Source organism: Salinivibrio sp. AR647, assembly GCF_001995415.1.
Lineage (GTDB): Bacteria > Pseudomonadota > Gammaproteobacteria > Enterobacterales > Vibrionaceae > Salinivibrio > Salinivibrio costicola.
Window position 1 is genome coordinate 42535 of sequence record NZ_MUFE01000004.1, and the last position, 23821, is coordinate 66355.

Below are 23821 nucleotides of genomic sequence, written 5' to 3' on the forward strand. Positions count from 1 at the left end.
TTTCCTTTCATGACTGGCGTGGATAGCATCCTTGACGCTTTTCAGTGCTCACACAGACAACTTTGGGTTATTTTTCCCGGATCCGTCAGAATGATTTTTAGCTATGGGCGACAGTCAGATATACTGTGTGCATCAGTCATGATAGATAACGATTATGAGTCAACAAGAATACGATAATGCGATACACATGGGCGGGTCGATAGAAACCGCACTGAATGGCCGTTACCGCCTCGATCCGTTTGAGATCATTAAAGAGGCTTTCTCGCAGACCTTAAAACACTTCTGGTCTTTCTTACCCGCGGCGCTGGGCTTATTTGCGACTCAAATTGGTATTCTAATGCTAATGCTTGCTTTGTTGCTGGGCGCACCCTCGCATTTGTTTGAGGCGCTTGTCGGGCAACGAGAGCTTACCACCGATATGATCTCCTCCGTGTGGCTAGCTAACTTCACGTCAGAGGTTTTGATTGCACCTTTATATGCTGGGGCAAGTTTGATGGGACTTAGCCATGCGATCGGCTTTCGTTCCAAGCCTCGTCATCTGCTAAAAGGGTTAGCTTTCGCATTACCCGTCACTGTGGTGATTTGCTTGTCCGCTACGCTGCAAAGTGTCGCGAGTTTGATTTTTCCGCTGCTTAGCCTTTATGTTGCGATGGTTTTTTCCATGGCGCCGTTATTAATTTGCGAGAAGCGTGTCACACCCATGAAAGCTTTGAGTGTGTCTTTCCGCGCGGTAAACAAAAAGCTGTTTCAGATGGCAACCATTTATGCGGTGGTGGGTGTGCTATTTCTCATTTCTTTTGCCACGGCTGGCTTTGCATTGGTTTGGGCGTTACCCTTCCTTTTCAATGTTAAAGGCGTGATTTACCGAGAAATGTTTGGCGTAGGGGTCGAAGTGACCGTGTCACCCAAAAGCGAGAATAATCCCGACAAATCAAACGCGTCATCACCCTCGTCAGGCCAGGATACATTTGATGCCTGAACCACGCTAAGCCCGTATGTGGAGTATCGATGAAAAAAGTAATCAGTGTATTGGCGCTATTGGGGATGATCAGTTTCCCTGCAAGTGCCGAGACATACCGTTTTAGTTATAGCAAACTCTTTACCCAACTAAAGCACAATACCGAAGAGGGTCACCCTGATATCGGTGTGGCGTACTTTATGGTATCAGCGGATTCTGGTCAGGTTTGTCCTATCTCACGAGCTTGGATGCGAAAAAAAGAGCATTATGAGGAATTTACCATTCCTGCCTCGCAAGCGTTGCCGTTGCCGTTGGATAACCAGCTGCGTAAAGTGAATCCCGATGTCTTTGTTGAAACACCGTCAACGCTAAATTGTGATATTTCATTCCAAGTGTTGGTGGATAAGCCGGTCGGAAAGACGCTAACCAGCCAACAAGTTCGCGACTGGCTACCACAAATGGACACCATGATGGAAAACCTGGGTGGGATGTTTGCCTCTTGGTTTATGCCTAAAACGCAGGGGGTGGTGATCCATTTTTCGCCCTCGGCGACAGGGAAAATAACCAGCAGTGAAGGGCAGGATTATACCATTGATGATCATCAAGCTATCATTGATGCTAGCGGCCTTGGGCAAGAGGTTAAATTAACTCTGCCTGAGGCGCCCATTAAAGTATCGCCTTGGCTCCCGAAAAACGGTTAACTGCTTGCTGATCTTAGAGGTTGTTAACGCTAAGAGCGGTTAAATTCGAACGATCAGGGAAAGAAAAAAGCGCTCACTAGACCAGTGAGCGCTTTTGTAATTCAGTGATCACACTGTGATCTTATGCCTTGAGATTGACAATATCGAGAGATAATTCAGGGTCTACTTCAACGACCGCTTCTGAGTCAGGCGCCGGGTCAGTAAAGCTTTCCTTGTCAAATGCGGTATCGCCATCACCTTCATAAGCCATGCCTGCTGCGACTGATTTAAAGTCGAATAATGTCGCATCGGCAAGGTGTGAGGGCACCACGTTTTGCATCGCGCGGAACATGGTTTCAATGCGTCCCGGGTAACGTTTGTCCCAGCCCTGTAACATCTCTTTAATCACTTGGCGTTGCAAGTTAGGCTGAGATCCGCACAGGTTACAAGGAATGATAGGGAACGCTTTCTGCTCTGAATAACGTTCTATATCTTTTTCGCGACAATAGGCCAATGGACGAATCACAACGTGTTCGCCATTATCGGAGACGAGCTTGGGCGGCATGCCTTTTAGTTTGCCACCGTAAAACATATTTAAAAACAACGTTTCCAGAATATCATCACGATGGTGTCCAAGCGCTATTTTGGTAGCGCCTAACTCTTTCGCCGTACGGTATAGAATGCCACGACGCAGACGCGAGCACAGTGAGCACGTGGTTTTTCCTTCTGGCACTTTTTCTTTAACAATCGAGTAGGTATCTTCTTCGATAATCTTATATTCGACCCCTAATTCGTCTAAATACTCGGGGAGAATGTGCTCAGGGAAGCCGGGCTGTTTTTGATCCAAGTTAACGGCGATTAACTCGAACGAGACAGGGGCACTTTTTTGCAGACTTTGCAACATATCAAGCAGGGTGTAGCTGTCTTTCCCGCCTGAAAGGCAAACCATAATGCGGTCGCCATCTTCAATCATATTAAAATCTGCAATGGCTTGGCCTGTATTCCGGCGAATGCGCTTTTGCAGTTTATTAAACCCGTATTTTTGTGCTTTGCTCAGCTCTTGCGTGCTCATAAGTACTATCGCGTTGTCAGGCAGTCTAAACGCATTAAGCTGCCAGTGTGCATGAATGGCGGGTATGATACGGATTTTGACTATAAATGCTAGTCACTATAAAGGCGGGATGAATATAAACAAGACAGCCAACAACAGGCGGTGAGCTGCACTGCCTGTTGTATGGGCGGGTGACAATGACTTAGTCGTTGGCTCGGGGATCGAGCGGGCTGATATATCCATCAGGCTTGATCGCAAGCAGATCGCAGTCGAGCTGATCAATCATATGCTCTGCTGTGTTGCCGATAAAGACAGCCGATAGTCCAGTGCGGCCAGTTGTTCCTAGGATCACCAACTCTGCATCTAACTCTCGTGCGATATTAGGAATGACATCCTCTGGCAAGCCTTCTTGAACATGGGTTCGCGTCTCTTCGATGTGATGGCGCTGACGCAGTGCCTTCATGGCGGTGAGATGGTGGCCTCTGACGGCATCGGTATAAGCACTAGGATCAAAGTCAGGTAGCTCAATAGTAATATTCACCGGTGTTGCTGGGTAGGCGTTCGCAAGGTGTAGCTCAGCGCCCAGCATCGCACTCATCACGTTGCCTTCATCGACTAATTTGTCGTTGAGTTCGGCGTGGGTTTCTGTTTCTGAAGCCACGTGAACGGACGCGACAATTTTACCTTTATCCGGCCAACCATGCTCTTTTACCAATAACACAGAGCTGGGACATTTACGGAGTAAGTGCCAGTCCGTTGGGGTAAAAATCACTGAACCTAGCGTGTCGTGCTTGTGCGTCGCTTTGACGACAAGATCATGCTGATGACTGAGTACGCGCTCGACAATCGCTTCGTAAGGACGGTTGTGCCAAACGACGACTTTTTCAATCTCACAGTCTTGTGCATTGTGGGACTGAATGATCTCATTCATCCATTCTTCACGCTGGTGCATGACACCTTGACGCATGGCTTGTCGTTCATCAGACGAAAGCATCGAGGTCATTTCATAGGAAAAGTCGTAAATGGCGAGAAAGAGCGTAAGCTTAACCGCAGAATCACTTCGTTGGCTGAGCGTAACCGCACGTGATAACGCGGGTTGTTGTTCTTGGGAAGGATCAATAACGACGAGAAGGTTGCTGTACCTGGACATATCTGCCTCCTTTGCACAGATGCATCGGTTACTGTCACTTTAACCTAGTTGACCGGGTAGCGCGAAATAATTCATGGTTCCGATAGCAAAAAAGAGAAATGGCGCATTAAAGCGCCATTTATTAACAACTTATTTACCCAAAGAAAGCTTAAACCAAACACTCTTCGTCAGCAAGGCGTGCCAGCTCTTCTAAATCTAACACTGTAATGTATTTACCCTTTACCGCGAGAATCTCTGATTTTTGGAAACGGCCTAATAGACGACTAATGGTTTCTACCGTTAGACCCAGATAGTTACCAATGTCACCACGCGTCATGGTTAGTCGAAACTCACGCGGTGAAAACCCACGTTGTGCAAAGCGTTTTGAAAGGCTATACAGGAAAGCGGCTAAACGCTCTTCTGCTGTTTTCTTCGATAAAAGCAAGATCATGTCTTGATCACCTTTTATCTCGTTGCTCATTAGTCGCATGATTTGCTGACGAAGCTTTGGCATCTTGCCAGATAAATCGTCGAGCGTATCGTAGGGGATTTCGCAAATCATCGATGTTTCTAACGCCTGAGCAAAACTTGGATGCTCATTATCGTTAATGGCATCAAAGCCAACTAAATCGCCTGCGAGATGGAAAGCCGTAATTTGCTCATCACCTTGCTCAGTGATGGTATAGGTTTTAACCGTTCCTGAGCGTATCGCATAGAGCGCTCGAAGATTATCACCGGCTTTGAACAATTCTTGGCCTTTCTGAATAGGTTTTTTGCGCTCAATGATGCTATCCAGTTGATCCAACTCTTGCTCATTTAACGTAAAGGGAATGCAAAGCTGGCTTATACTACAATCCTGACAATGGATCGCACAGCCACCAGACTGAACCCGCCGAGTGATGATCTTATTCGACACCATACACCTGCCTGATTTTGAAAACGTCAATTAACATATTACACCATTATCGTGTGCTAGGTCGACCTTATATAAGGAGTTTCAATGCACCTTGTAAGGTGTAGAGGCCATAAACTGCCAACATTATGGCACATGTCAAGCGTACTAGACGATTATTCAGTATTGGTTTAATTCGTTCTGCAAACGCGCCAACCGTTAACATTGCCGGTAGCGTTCCGAGCCCAAACCCTAGCATAACTAGTCCGCCGCCAGACGCACTTCCCGCAACGGCAGCCCAACTGAGTGCTGAATAGACAAGGCCACAGGGTAACCAGCCCCACACCACACCAAAAGGGTAGGCATAGAGGGGAGAGCGCAACGGTATCAACTTAGAAGAAAGAGGCGAAATATAGCGCCAGAGCTTGCTACCGATACGCTCAATATAACTCAGACCATTCCATAATTGCGCCATATAAGCGGCCAGCAATAGCATCATTACTGCGGCAAAAAGTCGCAATACGGCAAGGTGGTGAGTGAGGTCAGAGAGCGCGAGCAACGAGGCAACTGCGCCCCCAATGAGTGTGCCCGCTACGATATAAGAGGTTATCCGGCCTAAATTGTACAAAAGAATATAGGGCCATTTGGCACGCTCAGCAGGCACCCCGAAGGACATGGCCGCTGCGACACCGCCACACATACCGAGGCAGTGGCCAGCGCCGAGCAAGCCAATCCCTAATGCACCGATAAAATCAACGTTTGTCATGATGTGAAGAGTCAGTGTTCTCAGTGTCATTTGACTGAGGAGTGGGCTTTTTCTCTGGTTCTTCTTCATCGAAAAGAATAGAAGAGCCTTGACGCTCAAGATCTTCAAACTGATCGGATTTTACCGCCCAAATAAAGACGACGCCGGCGACGCACACCAGCATGATCGCAATCGGAATCAAGATGTACAAACTAGCCATAACGCTATCCTTATTTTTTATTGAGCAGGCGCAGCGAGTTAGACACCACAATAATGGAGCTAGCAGACATTCCGACCACAGCAACATATGGCGCGACAAAGCCCATGACAGCCAAAGGCAAAATGGTCACGTTGTAGCCCAATGCCCAGGCTAAGTTTTCTCGAATGATCCGTCGCGTTTGTTGAGCAAGACGTCTTGCAGTTAGCAGTTTTTCTAAATCATCACCAAGAAGTACCATATCGGCGGATGACTTCGCGATATCGGTTCCGCCTCCCATGGCAACGGATAAATGAGCACCCGCTAAAACGGGCGCATCATTAACACCATCACCGATCATCAAGGTAATTGTACGACTATCAAGGCTTTGAAGATATGACAGTTTGCCTTGAGGAGACACGCCAGATACAACAGAGTCTATACCGAGCTCATCAGCGACTTGTTTGACATTGCGTGACTGATCGCCGGTTAACATTGTCGTTTGGATGCCCGCGTCCTTGAACGCGGCAATTAATCTGGCACTACTGGGCCGGACGGGATCGATAAGCGAGAATGTCGCGACCGGTTTGTTATCGCAGCTGAGTATGACCGGATACGATTGGTAGCTTTCAGCCCCGTCTGATAACGCGAAACTGGCTTTACCAATGCGCCAATATTGGCCATCGATAGTACCACTCACGCCTTGCCCGATATGATTATCGGCAGCGCCGACGTTGACTTTTTCCGTGGCCCGAGCCTGAAATGCGTTCGCTATCGGGTGATTGGCGAACGCTTCCAGGCTAGCGGCAATATTGATCACCTGTTGCTCTGTCAACGTGTCGCTGTTGATCTCAATCGTACTGATCTGCACGGTGCCTTCGGTTAATGTGCCGGTTTTATCGACCACTAATCGGTTCACTTTGGTTAACGTTTCTAAGACATGTCCTCGACGCAACATAATGCCGAGTTGACCAAATGTTGACGTCGAGCAGGTCAACGCGGTAGGTGTCGCTAACGACAGCGCACAGGGGCAGGTTGCAACGAGCACCGACAGCATGATCCAAAAAGCATCATCAGGTCGAGAAAAGTGCCAATAGAGCCACGTCGATGCAGAAATAATGAGAATAGCAGCGACAAAATAACGCGCAATTTGGTCCGCCAAAACAGCGACTTTGGGCTTTGCCATCTGTGCTTCATCTTGTAGGCGAACAATGTGCGCGACGAGCGATTCTTTATGGTTATTAATGACGGTGATGTCGACATTGCCCTCAACATTCATGGTGCCGGCATACACGGTATCACCGCTTTGTTTGGTTTGTGGCAACGACTCTCCGGTCAACATGGCTTCGTCTACTGATGTTTTGCCTGACAGGATTCGCCCATCGGCGGGAAAAGGCTCTCCCGGTAACACCCGAACGTGATCATCGACCTTTAAGCTGTTGGCCGGAACGGTTTCACCCGTAAGGTGACGTGCCATCTTCGGCACCAATTTCAATAAATTGGCACTGGCTGCTGCCGCTGTACGCCTGGCGCGCATTTCTAAAAAGCGCCCCAACAATAAGAAGAAGGTGAACATTGCCACCGATTCAAAAAAGACCTCACCTTTACCTGTTACCGTTGCGTATAAGCTCGAGAAATAGGCAAAGAGTAGGGCAATCGAAACGGGGACATCCATACCGAGCGTTCTGGCTTTTAGATTACGCCATGCATTAGTGTAAAAAGGTAAGGCGGAATAAAGTAGAACAGGGGTGGCAAAGATAAGACTAATCCAGCGGAAGTAGTTGCGAAAGGTTTCATCCATATCGCCAAACACTTCGAAATACATTGCCACCGCTAACATCATCACCTGCATTGTCGCGAGGCCAGCAATCCCTAACCGATAGAGATATTGCTTCATATTACGATGGTATTGCTGCTCTTGCTTATCCGCTTCAAAAGGGGCTGCTTTATACCCAAGATGATGAATGCGTGTGAGTATTGTGCTCAGTGATGTTTCGCTATCATCCCAACGAACCAGGGCACGGTTGGTGGTGGTGTTAACTTGAATATGGGTAACCCCCTTGGTTCTCTGCAATTGTTTTTCAATCAGCCATGCACAGGCCGCGCAAGAAACGCCATCTAATGAAAGAGGGACTTCTTTTTGATCGGCAACATCACGAACAAACTCTTGTTGTATATCTTGGTTATCATACAAAGTCAGTGATTTAAGCTCTTCTGGCACCAACTCTGCTTTATCCGCGTTCTCGGTACGATACTGATAATAAGAGCTCAAACCACTGTCTACGATAGTGGTTGCCACAGCCTGGCAGCCAGGGCAACACATAAGGCGAGATTTATCGAAGATCACGACTTGGAAGGTGTCGCCTGTTAAAACAGGATCACCACAGTGATAACAGGGAGTCGTCATAGTTATTGTTTACCGCTTAACGTCAGGGTATTCGAGAGAGGGAAATTAATACGACCGTTGACCTTCCACTGTTTGTCAAACGACGCCAGTTCTATAAACCAAGGGCCGGACATAGGCTCGGCCAAATCGATATGATAAATCCCAGCTTGATTTGGGTTTACCATGACATTCACGTCCTTACGCTCTAAGGTACGATGTTGTATGTGAACTTTCAGCGTCGGAAATGTATCAAGTTGCCCTTTATCAAGTGCGATGGCAATTGCGTCTTCAGTCGCTGACAGTTGCGCTGAAATACCAAGTTGGTCTGCGACTTTCAACTTCGATAAATCAAGGTTAATGGCTTTTCCTTTCTTGTAATAGTCTTCCGCAACAAGAGAAACCGCATTTTTTTGAAATAACGCAAAGGTAGATAGACTCGCGACGACGACAGTCGCTGGTAGGGCGATAAGGAACCAAGGCCAAAACTGCTTGTACCAGGGGGTTATCATCTGAAGCTCCTTGGGATGAGCATTAGGAAGCCCCTGCAAGCAGGGGCCAGTTTATACGTAAGTCTCTATTCTACTTCAGGATTACTCAAACGCCATACATAGGCAGAGAGTATCTGAATTTTTTCTTCGCCAAGATGCGCTTCCCATGCGGGCATAACACCTTGACGGCCACCACGAATGGTTTGTTCCACCGCTCGACGTGAGCCACCGTATAGCCAGATGTTGTCGGTTAAGTCCGGCGCACCGAAAGCAGGGTTACCTTTACCATCTGTTCCATGACAAGCGGCACATACCACAAATCGGGTTTTACCTTTTGCAGCCATTTGCGGGTCGACTTTACGGCCTGACAAACTTAACGCGTAAGCGGCAACTTCTTGGACACCCTCTTCGCCCATGGTATCTAGCCAAGCTGGCATGTTGCCTTTTCGGCCGTGGAGCAAAGTGGCTTTGATGGTTTCAGGTTCACCACCGTATAGCCAAGCATCATCCGTTAGGTTAGGGAAGCCGGCTTGACCTCGTGCATCCGACCCATGGCAAGCAGCACAGTTTTGGCTAAACAAGCGTTGGCCAACCTTTAAGGCTTCTTCATTGCGCGCAATTTGTGTTATTGGACGCAGTGACTTGCCATCTTCTTGATAAGCGAGTTGACGGAATGCCTCACCAAACACTTTGTCTGCAGCGTCGAGTTCCATCGCGTATTGGTTAATGTGCTGAGCTTCTTGTGCCTTCGCCATTAACTCGCGTGATTCATCAACGTTGCTAACATTTTGGTAAGAGCTCTTCCAACCTAATACGCCAGCAAAATTACCTAACCCCGGGTAAAGGGTGAGGTACCCCAACCCAAATACCAATGTGGCCCAAAACATGTATGACCACCACTTGGGAAGTGGGTTATTCAGCTCACGAATACCATCGTAGTCGTGACCCATGTCATCGCCCTCTGCGACGCCCATTTTATCTTTGGTCGTCCAAATGATAAGGGCAGCACAGCCAGCAATCGTGCCGAGTACGATGACTGTTACGAAGATACTCCAAAACGTACTCATTAGCGATTATCTCCTGTCTTGTTATTGGGCTTATCCTGACCCTTTTCTTCTTCGTCGAAAATCAGGTTAGCCGCTTCATCAAAGTGTTTTTTGCGACGTTTGCTATAAGCCCAAACAACGATCCCAATGAAGCTAACAAATAGGACCACGGTCCAAATACTATGAAAGGTGCCGATATCCATAGGCCCTCCTTATTACTTCATTGCGTGACCTAGTGACTGAAGATAAGCAATCAACGCTTCTATCTCCGTTTTGCCTTTAACCGCGGCTTCTGCGTTCTTAATATCTTCATCGGTGTATGGCACACCAAATTGATCGCGAAACACTTCAAGCTTCGCAGCCGTTGTCTCTCCGTCTAGCGTATTTTCTGCTAGCCATGGGAAACCAGGCATATTCGATTCAGGCACGACGTCACGTGGGTTAATCAAGTGAACGCGGTGCCATTCGTCAGAATACCGATCCCCAACACGGGAGAGATCAGGACCTGTACGTTTAGAACCCCATAAGAATGGATGCTCCCACACGCTTTCACCTGCAACGCCGTAGTGACCATAGCGCTCAGTTTCGGCCCGGAATGGACGAACCATTTGGCTGTGACAAACATTACAGCCTTCACGGATGTAAATATCACGCCCTTCCATCTCTAAGGCTGTATACGGACGAAGGTTATCAACCGGTTCAGTGGTTTGCTCTTGATAAATCAGTGGTGTGATTTCCACTAAGGCGCCAAAACTAATGGCGACAATGATTAAGATCGCGAGCAAGCCTGTGTTTTTTTCTACTATCTCGTGGCGATTTGAACTCATTTAATCGTCCTCCTTACACCGCAGGCTCAAGCGATTTCAAGCTAGCTTCCGGCGCACGAATAGTTTTATATGCGTTGTAAGCCATCAAGAACATGCCTGATAGGAAAATTGCACCACCGATAAAGCGGACAAAATAGAACGGGTAGGAGGCTTCTAATGACTCCACAAAGCTGTACGTCAATGTGCCATCCGTATTCACTGCGCGCCACATCAAGCCTTGCATGACACCAGAAATCCACATCGCGACGATGTAAAGTACGGTACCAATGGTGGCTAGCCAGAAGTGTACGTTTACCAGTGAAACGGAGTACATACGCTCTTGACCAAACAGTTTTGGAATCAAGTGGTAGATAGAGCCGATTGACACCATCGCAACCCAGCCGAGCGCACCAGAGTGTACGTGGCCAATCGTCCAATCGGTATAGTGCGATAGCGCATTCACCGTTTTGATTGACATCATCGGCCCTTCAAACGTCGACATACCATAGAAGGACAGGGACACGATTAAGAAACGCAGAATCGGGTCATAACGTAGTTTATGCCATGCGCCAGAGAGGGTCATAATACCGTTAATCATACCGCCCCAAGAAGGCGCAAATAAGATCAGCGACATCACCATACCCAGCGACTGAGTCCAGTCAGGCAAAGCCGTATAATGAAGGTGGTGAGGTCCCGCCCAGATATACAGTGAGATCAGCGCCCAGAAGTGGACAATAGACAAACGGTAGGAATAAACAGGACGACCAGCTTGCTTGGGAACGAAATAATACATCATACCCAGGAAGCCAGCAGTCAATAGAAACCCGACCGCATTATGTCCATACCACCACTGTACCATTGCATCGACTGCACCGGCATAAATGGAGTAAGACTTCATCGGTGAAACTGGGATTGCCATGCTGTTAACGATATGCAAGACAGCAATGGTCAGAATAAAGGCACCGAAGAACCAGTTCGCAACGTAAATATGCGAGGTTTTACGCTTAATTAATGTGCCAAAGAACACGATAGCGTATGCCACCCATACCACCGCAATGGCGATATCGATTGGCCACTCTAGTTCAGCGTACTCTTTGGAGGTGGTGTATCCCATTGGCAACGAAATAGCTGCTGAAAGGATAATGGCTTGCCAACCCCAGAAGGTGAACTCTGCTAACTTCCCTCCGAATAACCGTGTTTGACAAGTACGTTGTGCAACATAATACGACGTTGCAAACAGCGCACTGGTGCCGAATGCGAAAATCACTGCGTTAGTATGCAGTGGACGCAAACGGCTGTACGTCAAATACGGAACATCAAAGTTCAGTGCAGGCCACACTAACTGAGCGGCAATAAGTACACCTACCGCCATGCCCACAATACCCCACAAAATGGTTGTTAGAGTAAATTGGCGGACAACGCGGTAGTTGTAGTCTTGTTCAAGCTGCTTAACTTGGCTCATATTGCATGCTTCCACTTTTGGTTAACTACACTCACGTTTGATACGGACGAAGCCTCCGCTTCGTCTATTAACATACCTTTTTTACTAAATCGCTCGGCTGCGTACGGTTTTTAACCGCTTTATACACTCCGTTGCTATTTCTTTGTAAAAATGGCATTTTCGACCAGAATCATACTGTAGATACTGGTTAAAAAACAGGGGCTAACCCACACACTTCGTGAGGCTTACCTCCCTTTCTGATAAAACTTTGACCTCTGTAACATGGAGAAAGCCACACATGGCAGCAGAAAAACTCACTCGCGGGCGATTAGCGCAAATTATCGTTATGCTTACACTTTTAGTGATCGCCTTCTTTTGGCGCACGGTCATTTATACGCCAGGACTGACAATTATAGATTGTAAGGATGCGACTGGTTTTTGTGGCACATCACAATCTCAAGAAAAAGTCGCGTATGAATGGGTAAGGAAGAATGACACTATATATTTTTCTTTAGTTTCAGAGAGTAAACCTCACTCCGCGTACTGGGATCAAAAGGGGAAGCAATCACCTGAGCTAAGCATAAAGCAGGTTCAAGAAGGGGAAGGATACCGGACTAATTGGCAATGGTCTCGTCACGATCTCCCTACCGATATGGGTATATTTAACGTTGTCTTTGATCGGTATCAATTTAAATTTAATTACCCAGAAAAAGGATAAATAAGTGCGGTTTATATCGTATTTATCGATGCAGTGCTTTATTACTAAAGAAAATGCTTATTTATGATGGTTTTTATATTTACACAGTTACAGTTTAACGCTAAAAACCTGATTATTAATGCGTTTTGATTCTTCCCCTAAAAGAAAGCAAACCAGTGGTGATAAAACTTCGCACTTTTCACGCACTGATAATGTTTCATCACCACTGTTAAAATTGTGATCCAACCAGAAAGTGACACTGTTAATCCGTTGCAAGAAGTTTGTGTCCGGTATGTCATCGAGACGGGGCTTTATTAGCCCCCCATGTGGATAAATCATGACACAAGCCGCGTCAGCTTGACAAAATTGATCTAAAACTGGATACCCCAACAGTCGCATGTACCGTTCACCGTCTTTGGCAACCTGAACTACGCCAGTTAGCGGTGCAAGTTGAGATACACTTTGCGATAAGGCAGCGGTAAGAGCGTCGACGGTAAGCGCCGGAACTGATTTAAATCGAACTCTAGGTTCATGAGCAACGATATCAAGTGCAGAGGCCTGATTGTGATCGATAATAATGGGGGTATAGCCTTGAGCGGCAAGTTGATAAGCAATCGTGGCGCCTAAAGTGCTCGCGCCACCCAATAGCGCAACGGGTCGACAATCCATGTTCAACGCTCAATTGATATAAAGGGCGTATAGGATACGTCAGTTTAGAATCTATTTCAGCCACCGAGAACAATGAATTGATCGCTTGATACATGTATCATTAGCACTGTCATACACTCATATTCCTATCAACGTAACGGTGACATGAAGATAGCAACGGCACGAACTCAAGCTGATGACGCAGTACAAGCCGCCTATGCATTGGCGCGCACCATCAAAACGCGTATCAGTACGCCTAAGCTTTTGATGATCTACTTTACTGAGCATTATGACGTTCAAGCGCTTCAACGTACCTTATATCGTCTTTTTCCGGGCGTACCACTCATCGGCTGTTCTACGTGTTATGGCGTGATGACCCAAAATGGATGTACCAGCGGTCCTGCGGCCGCTATCTGGGCATGCAGTGATGATAAAGGGAGTTATGGCTCAGCCTTGGTCTCCCATCAAGCACACCGCCATGTGCGCGACTCGGCGCGTATGGCACTGACTCAAGCGATTGAAGAAAGTGGGCGATGCGGCGAGTTACCCAAATTGATTGCATTGCACAGCACGCCTGGTGAAGAAGAGGCAACCTTATCGGCAATCCGAGAAGAGCTAGGCGTATCTGTTCCCGTCATCGGTGGTTCGGCCGCGGCAGAAACAGTCGGTGGAAACTGGGCTATTTTCGATCATAAGCAAACAGCAACGTCCGGCATCGCGATCAGCGTTTTTTATCCCTCAGCTCGGGTCAGTTACTCGTTCCATTCTGGCTATGCACCGACTCAAAGGCATGCGACGGTGACGGATGTGCGTGGTCGCGCATTGGTGAGCTTAAATCATCAACCTGCTGCCGAAGTGTATAAACGCTGGTACGAGTCAGAAACTGGATTGATTCTTGATCCTACAGATTCGCTTTTCTCTCAATCCACGCTTTATCCGCTAGGCACTCAAACCGGCACAATACATGGTTTGCCATACTACACATTGTCGCATCCGACATTTATTAATGCGCAAGGTCATATGGAGTTATTTTCTCAGCTTGAGGTTGGCCAAACTGTCTATTTTATGTCGGGAACCAGCGAGGGGCTCATTTCGCGAGCCAGTCGAGTAGTGGAGTCAGCAAATGATCATGCACTGTGTCAGCCTGAGCCTCTGGGTGGATTAGCGATCTACTGCGCTGGATGCATGTTGCATGTAAAAGATCGCCTCGACCAAGTGGCTGATAATATCAATACGGCCTTGTATAACGCTCCTTTTGTATGCCCCTTTACGTTTGGCGAGCAAGGTCTCTTTAAAGGGGGAGAGTTATCTCACGGTAACTTAATGATCTCGGCTGTGCTATTTCATAAGGATTAATCAAGATGTCGAAACGCTTATCGGCTTCTGAACGTTCAGACTCTGAATCGTTGCAAGAAACCTTATTTGAACTCAGCCGCGTTGAGGCCAGAGAAAAACGGTTAAGAGAAGAGAACGATGCAATTCTGTCTGCCATTTCTGCTATGACAGAAGCCACATCGAAGACAGATATCTTTGCGTCATTGCTCGACGTTATTCATCGCTATGTGAATTTTGATAGTGCGGTCGCGCTGAGTCGTAATCGTGAAACGGAAGATGCGTTTCGCTGTTTAGTGTCTACGGAGCGATTGCTAGAAACGGTAACGTGGCAAACAGGGGACGTGTTTCACCGTTGTGTAAAAGGAGAGACGGTTGCTATTTATAAGCCAGGCATGATCAAAGAGCTTCACTGCTTAACCCATCAATATGCCAGTTATCTTCAGGGTACAGCACTGATCAGCGGCTTAACGGTCAATGACAGCGAAGTCATGCTGATTTTATTTTCACATCGTCGTGATTCGTTCAATAACGAAGCTCAGCAGGTCGTCGATCGATTTCGTCCATTGATCGAGCGGACCATTATGGATATCGACTATCGACACCGCTTGCATGCGCTTGTCAGTAGCCGAACCCAGGAGCTTAATGCTAGTCGTCAACGCTTCCAGGATTTTGCACAAACAGCAAGTGACTGGTTTTGGGAGCTTGATAATGCGTTTCAGCTCACGTATCTATCTTCGCCTAATACAGATATCCATATTGATGCCGAGGCATTGCTGGCGAAAATAAAATCAGATAAAGAATTAAAAGCACGGCTTGAACAGCTTATATCCCGCGAAGAATCTTTTAGTGACATTGAGTGGCATATTGCATCTCGTGCGCATGACTACTGGGTAAGCCTCTCTGGCCGACCTTGCTACAATAAAAAAGGGCAATTGTCAGGCTATCGCGGCACCGCCAAAGATATTACCGCCACCAAGCGTCGCGTTGTCGAGCTGCAACAAGCGCGTCGTCAGGCTGAACTGGCCAATAACGCCAAATCACAGTTTCTTGCTGTAATGAGCCACGAAATACGAACGCCGCTAAATGCGGTATTGGGCTTGATTGATGCACTACAACATTCGCGGCTAACCTTAGAGCAAAAGGAGTGGGTAGGGCAGATGGATAAATCCGCTCAACTGCTATTGACATTAATCAGTGATGTGCTTGATTTATCTAAAATTGAGTCAAATCGTTTTTCCCTCTCTCCCTCCTTAATGAAGCCAAGTGACTGTGTCACTAACGTTTATCAACAGCTCATTGAACGTGCCGATAAAAAACGTATCCATTTATCCGCATCAGTGTCTCCCTCTGTCCCTGATACGCTTTATATGGATGAGAATCGCTTTACTCAGATTTTACTTAACCTAATAGCCAACGCATTAAAGTTTACCGATCAAGGCGGTGTGACAGTGTCACTTAATACGAATGGTGATGTACTGATCCTGAGGGTAAAAGACACGGGAATTGGCATTGATGAAAGCCAGATTGGACGCATTTTCGATCCCTTTACCCAAGCAGACGGCAGCATTACTCGTCGGTTTGGTGGAACAGGCCTTGGTTTATCCATCTGTAAAAAACTGGTTGAGATGATGGGTGGACGTATCGATGTAGACAGTGAGCTTGGCCAGGGCACAGACTTTTGTGTTCGCTTGCCCATTGTTGCGACCCCACAAGATGCCGAAAAACATCAGCCAACGCCGGCGATACCGGCAGGCAATGTGCAACCTATGGTGATTTTAGTCGCTGAAGATAGCCGCGCCAATCAGATGGTTGTGCGTTTGATGTTAGAAAAGCAAGGCCACACTGTGGTGCTTGCAGCAAACGGCGAAGAAGCGCTAGAGCATGTAAAGCAGACTGAATTTGATATTATTTTAATGGATATGTCGATGCCAGTCATGGATGGCATTGCCGCAACAAAAGCGTTACGCGCATCTGGCTTTAAGCAGCCCATTATTGCTTTAACCGCCAATGCCATGGACGAGGACAAGCAACGCTGTGTTCGGGCTGGCATGAACGACTTTGTCACTAAGCCAGTGCGAGCAGCGAGTCTGAGTGCGGTGCTTTACACGCATCAGCCGTTAACGCTTTCTGATCACTAATTACCGCTGAGTTGAATCGAATTAGACCAAACGTGTTGGAATAATGACGATTAAAGGAAGTAGTAATTAGCTATTTTATGGTAAATTGCTAATTACGTTCAATGGCAACCAAAAAGAGCAGTGCGCGATAGCATGACCCCACATGGAAACCTTATCCAATACCATATTTAACATAATATATATAATGCGCACCAAGGCGCGATTTGTTAACACATGCCGGATATTTTGCGCGACATCCTCACCAGCCCCCGAATAATCAGCCTTTCATTGATATTCTTGTTTTTTCTCTGCCTTGGTTTCTGTATCTTTCGCCTGTGCCGCGTTTTTGCCTGTTTTGTCTGGTTTTTCCCTTGCGCGGCCGTTAATCGTTTTTTCCGATTACTTGTGCGCGCATCAATCGAAAAAATCCACAAAAACCGATTTCATTTTGTGAGGTTGATCGATGTTGATTGATTCTTTTCGCGCGCTTTTTTGGCGTGAGTTCGACTCTTTAGAGGCTGGCGCGCAGTATTTCCACGTCAAAGCCGTGACCGTCAAACGCTGGTTAGACGGGACCACGCCGCCCAACCCTATGGCTGAAAAGCTGCTGATTATCAAAGCGCGCGGCTATTTGCCGAATGATAGCCGCTGGGCGGGGTTTCGGGTTGATGAAGAAAACGGGTTTTTAGTGACGCCCGAGGGTCACACATTTAACCCCAAAGACTTGGACGCTTACCCGATTTGGCGTGGTGAGTATTTGGAATTGTTACGGCGTCACGGCCACATCAAAGGCCGCGTTCCGGTGCAGCCGCCGCGCGCGCATCCCGCGCCGTTTCGCGGTGGCCGTCGCGCCAAGGCCGCGCCGTGGATCCCCACCCGCGACAAACTGAAAAAGTGATGTTTGTCACATCTTGGGATATTTCGTGCGAATCGCACTAGACGCGGTGCGAATCGCACGATACAGTTAACACACATTCAGCAACACAAGGTAAACATTATGAAACATCGTAACGCACTATCTATCGAAACCGTTTTTTTAGATGGCGTTAAATACGCACGTATCACGCCAATTCGCCACCCTTACCAGTTTGTAGATATTGAGTGGGATCACGCGCTGGAATGGCTGGACAATTACGACATGATCGAATGTGATGATTTAGCGCAAGTTGTTTCTGACATATAAACAAGGTAACGATTATGAGCGACATTATAAAACGGATTGATTCGCGCATTGCTGCATTAAATGTCGGTTATTCAGCTGATATTTTTGGCTGTGATGACTTTCAACAGCGTATCATTGATGCGTATTACGACGGCGCTATTGATGAATTAAAAAAGTTAAAGTCAGAAATTGAGGCAGACGAGGCAGACAATGCAGCTTTTAACCATGACTGAGATTATCGCGCGGCTGGGCAGCCGCGCCGAGGCCGCCAACATTATTAAAGAGTTGACCGGCTACGCGATTTCGCCAAGCACAATTGGCCGCATCGAGCGCGGCGAATGCAAAGCAGGCATCGACCATTTGACGCGCTACGCATTAACGCGCTTTTTAACTGACGAACGCAAAAAGGTACTTACTATGTCAATCACACCGCTTTTTCAAGTTGACGACCACGATATTGAATCTTTTACTGACGAAAATGACGTTAATTTATATGAAATGGTGACATTTAATTTAATCACTGACATGGGGATCGTGCGGCTTTCGGAAAACCTGAACCGTGACGATGAAGGCAACATCACAGGCGTTGAGCGCGTCGAAAGTAATATCTTAATGAATCAAAGTGATGAATTAGCGTCCGTATTTGATATGCGCGATCATTTAGGCTTACAGCCGATTGATGATTATTTGCCGTTTGATGAAATTATCACCGAAGTTGAGAATATGATTTTCGAACTGCGTAAAAAAAGCGGCCGTGGCCGCTTAAAATAACTTACCTTGCTTTTTTGCGCGTGCGCCTTTCTTTCCGGCGGCGCGCAATTTTTTGCGCATTTGTGCCGCCCAACGCTTATTATTTTTCCATTTTTTCGCCGTTGCTTGGCCGCCTTTGCGGCCTGCCTGGCGAACGGTCATTGACTTACTTGCCACAGCTTACCCCCTCAATCTTTCGCAAACGCTTTTCATGATCTTCCAGCGTGTTTTTCATCCAGCGAATATCGACTTTTAACGCGACCACGGTTGCAACGCTGGTCATTAAGCCCGTTACACCGGACATGATCAAATATTGTGTTAATTCCATAAGCTCCCCCGCTTAGGCCCAGCCGCTTTTAATACAGCAAGCGTCAGCCAAAACAGAAACAGCATTAATAAAAATTCACTGTTTGCCATGCTGCGCGCTCCGGTATTCGTTGCGCGCCACTTCATACGCGCCGATTAAGGTAGGCACGGCCACGCCAAGCACGCCGCCGAACTGTAAGCCGTCATTGGCGACCGACACGGACACTAAATCACCGTACCCGAGCACGCCCGCCGCCGCACTGCCAAGCAGTGCAAGCCCTTTCCACGTGCTGCCCTGGCTAATGTATTCTTTGAAAAATTGCGCAATCACTAGATCACCCCGTTTGCTTTGAGTTGTTTAATGATGATGGTTCCCGCCACCATCGTGATAATACCGACCGCCACGCGCGCGGTTAGCTCTTTGCTTTTCATGCTAGCTGTACCCCTTTGGCTATCGTGTCTGTGTCGTAGTAGCTGGCATACTCCGCGCCGTTTTCAAACGCGACCATTGCCGCGAGCACTGACACCAAATTACTTTCATCAATCACGCTGTTCGGCGTTAAACCGGTTTTATCTGCTACATAGCCGATATAGGCAGCGGTGTTATTTTCGCTTTTGGGTGCCCAGCGGCCGATCACGCCTGCCAAGGTGTCGAGGCCGTATTTTTCGCGGTAATTGGCGATAATCCGCGCCGCTGCGCGAAAGCCGTAAACGGGACTGGAAAAAATGGCAAAACGGCCGTCATGGCCTATTTGTCCGTGCCAATCGTTATGTTTGGAGTATTCGATATTGAGCGGATTTTTATTGCGAATGCCGCGCTCTTTGTCACTTAATACCGTCATTGGGTTTTTTCCTTTGTTAAGCCGCGCCAGCATCAATACAGCGGCGAACGCGGCAATTGTCAGCGTGATTTTAACTTGGTAGTGCATATGTCGGTAATTCTAAATTTTGCTCCGGTCCAGATAGCACAACATCAAAATGGCGGCGCGGGTACTTTATATTCAGGCCACTTATTATATATTTGCCCTCGAACTTTTCCGCCTGCTCGTCGCTTAGCTCCGCCACTGGTGTGATTAGCATTTCTAGCGGCTTCCAGATTGGCTCTGACTCTTGACCTGACGGCAATTCAATTACATTTTCTAAATCAAAGTTGATTAACGCCGACCCCGCGCCACTCAATCGCAAATAATCCGAATAACTGCTAGATTGATTTAAAAACCCTTTGCACGGCAACACTGATAAAATTTCGGTGCTCGACTCATCCTTGCCTTTTAGACGTAAAATCACATAAAGACTTTCCAGCTCTTTTTTCATTGCTCCTATGTCGTCGTCTTTATGAAATTCGAACCCAAACGAAAAATCATAATTCATTAACAAGCGGTATTTTGTAGATATATTATCTATTGCTTCCTCCATCGGGTTCTTAACACTTTTTACATAGTCTTCGACGTCTTTTGCGCTCCAATCGCCAAACCCTAAAAACTTATTGGCTGGATAAAAATTATCTTTTCTTATCAATTGCTCATACTTCGCGCCCATCGCATCCACAATGCTGAATGCGTTCGTCTTTGGATTGGTTACCGGATAAAGCTGCTTAAAGCGCGGCGGCGTTAGGTTGCGCGCGATCCATTCTATCTTGTTACGGTTTGAGCCTTCCGGCATTCCTTCAGGTAACGATTTTTTATTCATTGGCAAAATTCCGTGATTGTGATTTCTGTTTCCGCGTCACCGACAAACACAAGGCCGCCTGTCACGGTGGTTTCAAATTCTTGGTTAATCGGTAGGCCGTTCGTTTTTGCGCTGGCATCGTCGGCGCTCGGGTATGCCGTCACCGCTGCCGCTGTCGTGATGGTCATCGACAAGCGCGCGGCGTTGGCGTCCAACTCTGCGCGTCCGCTCTCGTCGAGCGTGAGCGTTTGCGTTTGCCAGTGGCTTGGCTTCACGGGTCGCACGTTTAGCGGGTTTTTGGCATACACGGCCACGGCTTGTCCGTTTTCAATTTTTACGCGCGGCAATTCGCTCACCTTGACCGGTGGCAAGTCTTCGACACTTACTGCGGGGAGGCTTTCAACTGCCACCCCTGGCAGGCTTTTAACTGCCACCGCTGGCAGGCTTTTAACTGCCACCCCTGGCAGGCTTTCCACTGCTACAGGTGGCATTTCGCGCACTTTAACGCCCATATTTTCCGGCGAGGGCTCAAACTGGCCAAAGCCGTAACGCACACGCACCCAGCCCGCATCGCCAAGGTTTTGCACGGTTACTGAGCCGCGTAAGTTTAAATTGCTGATTTGGTCGCGCGCGTAAAGCGTTTGCACGGTATCGCCTGCTTTTACCAACAGCCCCGACGCTGGCGCTTCCATGATGTATAAAAACGTGCCGGACACTGGAAAATCAAAGGTTTCGCGCGCTTGTACAAATTTCTCAAACATTGTTGATACTCCGAACGGCCATAAATGTTACCGCCGACATCCCGACTACTGACAACGCGACGATCCAAACGAACGTTTGTTGCGCTGACTCGTTGCCGCCGCTTTCTTGATCGCGTTTTTTCTGTGCTAGCTCTTTTAGCGCCTTAATGCTTTTTGCGTTTTGCTCGGCTTGATTGCCTGCTAGACCTTGCAGCATTTGCATTGATTCCGAGCTTTGCACGGCTTGCGCTTGCATCGCGTCTTGCTGTGCCTCGGTTACTGCGTTTAATGATTCCTCGGCAAACTCAAACGATTTACTCATTGAGTTGTCAGCTAAATCAAACGAGCGATTAACCGCATTGTGATCCGTGACCGTGGCGTTAATGGTCGAGCCATTGACGCCGGAAATCGCCACGCCCAGGTTATCGCCTTGTATGGCATTCTGGCCGCTGACATTGGTGTTATAGTTTTTTGCTGCACTGCTACTTGATGAACCGCCCATGTTTAAAGCTCCAATTTATGCAAAGTGAGTGGCGGCAAGCCCTCGCCCTGCTCTATTTGTGACACCGTCACACCTTCAAACACGGCTTGCAGCCGCCGCACGCCGCGCTTTGCCGTCTCCCACACAATCGCCTCAAATCCGGCTTTTTTGGCTTGTGCAATTAGCGCATTAATGCCACGGCGTAGGCCGCGACCGCCAACGGCTAGCAAGTGGTAATCGTTGCCGACGGTCTCCCCGACGATATAAAGCGCGGTTTTGTCGTCGTGCGCGAGATACACCCCCGCCGCGCCGCTTGAGATCATTTTGCAAATATCGGCAAAGTGCTTTTGACCGTTTTCAAGGTGCGAGTAGGCGCGCCGCAACTGCACGGCGGCGGCGCTGGCCTCTGGTGTGTTGGGTGTGATGAAGGTTAGATGTGTTTCCATGCGTACCACCCGCCCAAAGCAATCAAGGCAATCAGGAACCACGCCGGAAACAGCACGTTACCTAAATGGATATTTCCGGCGTTCTGCGTGTTGCTGGTCTGGCCGTAGGCACTCGACGGCCCCGCGCCCCAGTCAAGGCTATTCCCTTTCGCGCCCTTGGCGAGCGCGCCCATCGTTGCTGGATCCATAGCGCCCCCTTATTTTTTCTGGTACAGGTAGTAAAGCGCGGCCAACAGCAAGAAAAGCCAAAGCTTTTTGGACAGTTCAGAGCCAAACCACAGCCCCAAACCGCCCGCCGTGGCGGCCACGGCCGCGTAACCCAACGGAATTGCAAACGGCATCGCTATTACTCCTTTACCAACAGAACGAGGATGATTAGCACCAGCAAGCCAAACCCGCCGCCGATCACGTACGGATTCGACATGCTAAAACCTTGCTTGAGCGGCTGGCCGTTGGGTGTTTGTGCTGGCTCTGGTACGCGGTTATTTTCCGGATTGGCCGATTGGGCCGCCGCTTTTTGGTTATCAAACCAGCTTCCGGCGGCTTCTTTGCCAATATCGGCAGCATCTTCATATATGCCGCCAACCAGTTCGCCCGTCGTTTCTAAAATCCCGTCCAGCCAGCTCACATCGCCTTTCACGTCTGCATCATTGGTGTTTTTTTTCGAGATCGCCATTCATCCCCCCTTAATTTCGGTTTGGTAATGGCTTGACCTGCTTGATGCCTTCCACCAACACGTTAATCGGGCCGATTTCTTCTAAATCCAGCTCAAAGCCGAGTTGGCGCTGTGCTGCTGTATTGAGCTTGCCTTCTGAGCCAAACCCGTGTCGCACAAAGTCCAGCGAGAAATAACCGCTGTTTTGCTCAAGGCCCATCACACGCAAGTCGAATCCGTTATCTTCGCGCGTCACGTTGATTTCTTCGACGTCATCACGCACGACACGAACGCGCGCAATATCATCGGTTTGAAAGTGCATGCGCTTAATCGAGTTAAAGGGGCTGCGCTCGGGGTAATCGAACATCTGTCGGCCAACTTTCGACCCGTTCCAGGTGAACGTTTTCAGCTCGGGCAGAAAATAACGCTCTGCCTGGGCGGCGGTGGTGTGCGCGCGCGCTTCAATCATCGGCGGCGCGGCGTTGCCGTCTTTGTTTTTGAGTTGGATATACAGCATCCATAACTCGCCAGGCAGCGTGACCAATTCGCCATGACGCATGCCCTGTTTCGTCTTCATGGTCAGATCAGCAAATGGGATGGTATAGCGTCCATCTTCGACGTAGTTGCCGCGATGCTCTTGGATGTCTACCAAGTCTTGACCTGTCACATCAACAACGGGCGAGCCGTTAAGCGTGAGCCGTACATAGTCAATATCGGCGGGGTCTTTGATATTCGTCACCAGCTCAATTTGCTGATACGTTGGGCCCGTTACCAAGCGCAAATGCGCTTGGCGTCCCCAATAAACGCCCTCAACCGGATCTAGCTCTTTTGGTCGTGGATTGTAAAACATGCTTTGCGCTCCTTACCCGATCGCGTCTTCAACTGCATCAACGTTATTGGATGCCCAAACGACAACCGCAGCGACAACCGCTGCAATCGTGATAGTGGTCATAGTGGTTTTTTTCATGGTTTCGCCCTTTGTCTAAAAAAAAGCAGTG

At 48.1% G+C, this 23821-nt stretch carries 33 protein-coding genes; 9 read left to right on the forward strand and 24 right to left on the reverse strand.

Annotated elements, in window-relative coordinates:
* Positions 1–154 precede the first annotated feature (154 nt).
* Together BZG76_RS05905 and BZG76_RS05910 are read left to right on the forward strand one after the other, a co-directional pair.
* Positions 155–979 (forward strand): membrane protein, encoded by an 825-nt coding sequence (locus BZG76_RS05905; protein WP_021023198.1) that lies wholly within the window; start codon positions 155–157, stop codon positions 977–979.
* 29 nt (positions 980–1008) lie between these two features.
* Positions 1009–1659 carry a DUF2987 domain-containing protein gene (locus BZG76_RS05910; RefSeq protein ID WP_077460519.1) on the forward strand — a complete coding sequence of 217 codons (651 nt, stop codon included), beginning with the start codon at positions 1009–1011 and terminating at the stop codon, positions 1657–1659.
* Positions 1660–1780: 121 nt separating this feature from the next.
* Here BZG76_RS05910 and ttcA read toward each other — a convergent pair whose 3' ends face one another.
* The 11 genes from ttcA to ccoN form a co-directional block, all read right to left on the reverse strand.
* On the reverse strand, positions 1781–2710 hold the full coding sequence (gene ttcA / locus BZG76_RS05915; protein ID WP_077460520.1) for a tRNA 2-thiocytidine(32) synthetase TtcA: 930 nt from the start codon (positions 2708–2710) through the stop codon (positions 1781–1783).
* A gap of 181 nt (positions 2711–2891) precedes the next feature.
* Entirely contained in the window at positions 2892–3839 is a 948-nt protein-coding gene (uspE, locus tag BZG76_RS05920; protein WP_021023201.1) for a universal stress protein UspE, read from the reverse strand.
* Positions 3840–3987: 148 nt separating this feature from the next.
* Positions 3988–4737, reverse strand: coding sequence for an FNR family transcription factor (locus BZG76_RS05925; RefSeq protein ID WP_077460521.1), 750 nt, complete (start codon positions 4735–4737; stop codon positions 3988–3990).
* Positions 4738–4801: 64 nt separating this feature from the next.
* Positions 4802–5476, reverse strand: a complete 675-nt coding sequence (locus BZG76_RS05930) for a sulfite exporter TauE/SafE family protein (protein WP_077460522.1) — start codon at positions 5474–5476, stop codon at positions 4802–4804.
* Positions 5463–5675 (reverse strand): cbb3-type cytochrome oxidase assembly protein CcoS, encoded by a 213-nt coding sequence (ccoS, locus tag BZG76_RS05935; RefSeq protein WP_021023204.1) that lies wholly within the window; start codon positions 5673–5675, stop codon positions 5463–5465. Before ccoS ends, BZG76_RS05930 begins: the two co-directional genes overlap by 14 nt.
* A gap of 10 nt (positions 5676–5685) precedes the next feature.
* On the reverse strand, positions 5686–8058 hold the full coding sequence (locus tag BZG76_RS05940) for a heavy metal translocating P-type ATPase (protein WP_077460523.1): 2373 nt from the start codon (positions 8056–8058) through the stop codon (positions 5686–5688).
* A 2-nt stretch (positions 8059–8060) separates the two neighbouring features.
* The gene (locus BZG76_RS05945) at positions 8061–8546 is read right to left on the reverse strand and encodes a FixH family protein (RefSeq protein WP_021023206.1); all 486 of its coding nucleotides are present in this window, start codon (positions 8544–8546) and stop codon (positions 8061–8063) included.
* A 65-nt stretch (positions 8547–8611) separates the two neighbouring features.
* Positions 8612–9592 (reverse strand): cytochrome-c oxidase, cbb3-type subunit III, encoded by a 981-nt coding sequence (gene ccoP, locus BZG76_RS05950; protein ID WP_077460524.1) that lies wholly within the window; start codon positions 9590–9592, stop codon positions 8612–8614.
* The gene (locus BZG76_RS05955; protein WP_077460525.1) at positions 9592–9774 is read right to left on the reverse strand and encodes a cbb3-type cytochrome oxidase subunit 3; all 183 of its coding nucleotides are present in this window, start codon (positions 9772–9774) and stop codon (positions 9592–9594) included. Before BZG76_RS05955 ends, ccoP begins: the two co-directional genes overlap by 1 nt.
* A gap of 12 nt (positions 9775–9786) precedes the next feature.
* Positions 9787–10398, reverse strand: a complete 612-nt coding sequence (ccoO, locus tag BZG76_RS05960) for a cytochrome-c oxidase, cbb3-type subunit II (protein WP_077460526.1) — start codon at positions 10396–10398, stop codon at positions 9787–9789.
* 13 nt (positions 10399–10411) lie between these two features.
* Positions 10412–11839, reverse strand: a complete 1428-nt coding sequence (gene ccoN / locus BZG76_RS05965; RefSeq protein ID WP_077460527.1) for a cytochrome-c oxidase, cbb3-type subunit I — start codon at positions 11837–11839, stop codon at positions 10412–10414.
* Positions 11840–12116: 277 nt separating this feature from the next.
* Here ccoN and BZG76_RS05970 point away from each other — a divergent pair, with 277 nt between their 5' ends.
* A complete protein-coding gene (locus BZG76_RS05970) occupies positions 12117–12536 on the forward strand; it encodes a hypothetical protein (RefSeq protein WP_021023211.1) in 420 nt (139 codons plus the stop codon).
* A gap of 87 nt (positions 12537–12623) precedes the next feature.
* Here the strand turns inward: BZG76_RS05970 and BZG76_RS05975 are convergent, their stop codons facing one another.
* Positions 12624–13184: a hypothetical protein gene (locus BZG76_RS05975; protein ID WP_021023212.1), complete on the reverse strand. Its 561-nt coding sequence runs from the start codon at positions 13182–13184 to the stop codon at positions 12624–12626.
* A gap of 144 nt (positions 13185–13328) precedes the next feature.
* On the opposite strand from BZG76_RS05975, the gene BZG76_RS05980 reads away from it, so the two are divergent.
* From BZG76_RS05980 to BZG76_RS06005, 6 genes are all read left to right on the forward strand, one after another.
* Positions 13329–14519 (forward strand): FIST signal transduction protein, encoded by a 1191-nt coding sequence (locus BZG76_RS05980; protein ID WP_077460528.1) that lies wholly within the window; start codon positions 13329–13331, stop codon positions 14517–14519.
* A gap of 5 nt (positions 14520–14524) precedes the next feature.
* Positions 14525–16636: an ATP-binding protein gene (locus tag BZG76_RS05985; RefSeq protein WP_077460529.1), complete on the forward strand. Its 2112-nt coding sequence runs from the start codon at positions 14525–14527 to the stop codon at positions 16634–16636.
* Positions 16637–17078: 442 nt separating this feature from the next.
* Positions 17079–17513, forward strand: coding sequence for a DUF3653 domain-containing protein (locus tag BZG76_RS05990; protein ID WP_077460530.1), 435 nt, complete (start codon positions 17079–17081; stop codon positions 17511–17513).
* Between the two features lie 99 nt (positions 17514–17612).
* Entirely contained in the window at positions 17613–17798 is a 186-nt protein-coding gene (locus BZG76_RS05995; RefSeq protein ID WP_077460531.1) for a hypothetical protein, read from the forward strand.
* Between the two features lie 14 nt (positions 17799–17812).
* Positions 17813–18010: a hypothetical protein gene (locus BZG76_RS06000; RefSeq protein WP_077460532.1), complete on the forward strand. Its 198-nt coding sequence runs from the start codon at positions 17813–17815 to the stop codon at positions 18008–18010.
* Entirely contained in the window at positions 18003–18548 is a 546-nt protein-coding gene (locus BZG76_RS06005) for an AcrF10 family anti-CRISPR protein (RefSeq protein ID WP_131825313.1), read from the forward strand. Before BZG76_RS06000 ends, BZG76_RS06005 begins: the two co-directional genes overlap by 8 nt.
* Here the strand turns inward: BZG76_RS06005 and BZG76_RS15335 are convergent.
* From BZG76_RS15335 to BZG76_RS06050, 12 genes are all read right to left on the reverse strand, one after another.
* On the reverse strand, positions 18540–18704 hold the full coding sequence (locus BZG76_RS15335) for a hypothetical protein (RefSeq protein ID WP_158011326.1): 165 nt from the start codon (positions 18702–18704) through the stop codon (positions 18540–18542). The genes BZG76_RS06005 and BZG76_RS15335 overlap by 9 nt on opposite strands.
* Entirely contained in the window at positions 18694–18855 is a 162-nt protein-coding gene (locus BZG76_RS15340; RefSeq protein ID WP_158011327.1) for a hypothetical protein, read from the reverse strand. Before BZG76_RS15340 ends, BZG76_RS15335 begins: the two co-directional genes overlap by 11 nt.
* 75 nt (positions 18856–18930) lie before the next feature.
* Complete coding sequence (locus BZG76_RS06010) at positions 18931–19164, reverse strand: hypothetical protein (RefSeq protein ID WP_241824052.1); 234 nt, start codon at positions 19162–19164, stop codon at positions 18931–18933.
* 97 nt (positions 19165–19261) lie between these two features.
* On the reverse strand, positions 19262–19762 hold the full coding sequence (locus BZG76_RS06015; protein WP_077460534.1) for a hypothetical protein: 501 nt from the start codon (positions 19760–19762) through the stop codon (positions 19262–19264).
* A complete protein-coding gene (locus BZG76_RS06020; protein ID WP_077460535.1) occupies positions 19746–20522 on the reverse strand; it encodes a hypothetical protein in 777 nt (258 codons plus the stop codon). The genes BZG76_RS06015 and BZG76_RS06020 overlap by 17 nt, the downstream gene beginning before the upstream one ends.
* Complete coding sequence (locus BZG76_RS06025) at positions 20519–21262, reverse strand: hypothetical protein (RefSeq protein WP_077460536.1); 744 nt, start codon at positions 21260–21262, stop codon at positions 20519–20521. The genes BZG76_RS06020 and BZG76_RS06025 overlap by 4 nt, the downstream gene beginning before the upstream one ends.
* Positions 21255–21743 (reverse strand): hypothetical protein, encoded by a 489-nt coding sequence (locus BZG76_RS06030; RefSeq protein WP_077460537.1) that lies wholly within the window; start codon positions 21741–21743, stop codon positions 21255–21257. Before BZG76_RS06030 ends, BZG76_RS06025 begins: the two co-directional genes overlap by 8 nt.
* 2 nt (positions 21744–21745) lie before the next feature.
* Positions 21746–22168 carry a hypothetical protein gene (locus BZG76_RS06035; protein WP_077460538.1) on the reverse strand — a complete coding sequence of 141 codons (423 nt, stop codon included), beginning with the start codon at positions 22166–22168 and terminating at the stop codon, positions 21746–21748.
* Positions 22153–22356 (reverse strand): hypothetical protein, encoded by a 204-nt coding sequence (locus tag BZG76_RS06040; RefSeq protein ID WP_077460539.1) that lies wholly within the window; start codon positions 22354–22356, stop codon positions 22153–22155. The genes BZG76_RS06035 and BZG76_RS06040 overlap by 16 nt, the downstream gene beginning before the upstream one ends.
* Before the next feature lie 9 nt (positions 22357–22365).
* Positions 22366–22509 (reverse strand): hypothetical protein, encoded by a 144-nt coding sequence (locus BZG76_RS15345; protein WP_158011328.1) that lies wholly within the window; start codon positions 22507–22509, stop codon positions 22366–22368.
* A gap of 5 nt (positions 22510–22514) precedes the next feature.
* Complete coding sequence (locus tag BZG76_RS06045) at positions 22515–22844, reverse strand: hypothetical protein (protein ID WP_077460540.1); 330 nt, start codon at positions 22842–22844, stop codon at positions 22515–22517.
* Positions 22845–22854: 10 nt separating this feature from the next.
* Complete coding sequence (locus BZG76_RS06050; protein ID WP_077460541.1) at positions 22855–23673, reverse strand: major capsid protein P2; 819 nt, start codon at positions 23671–23673, stop codon at positions 22855–22857.
* Positions 23674–23821: the final 148 nt, after the last annotated feature.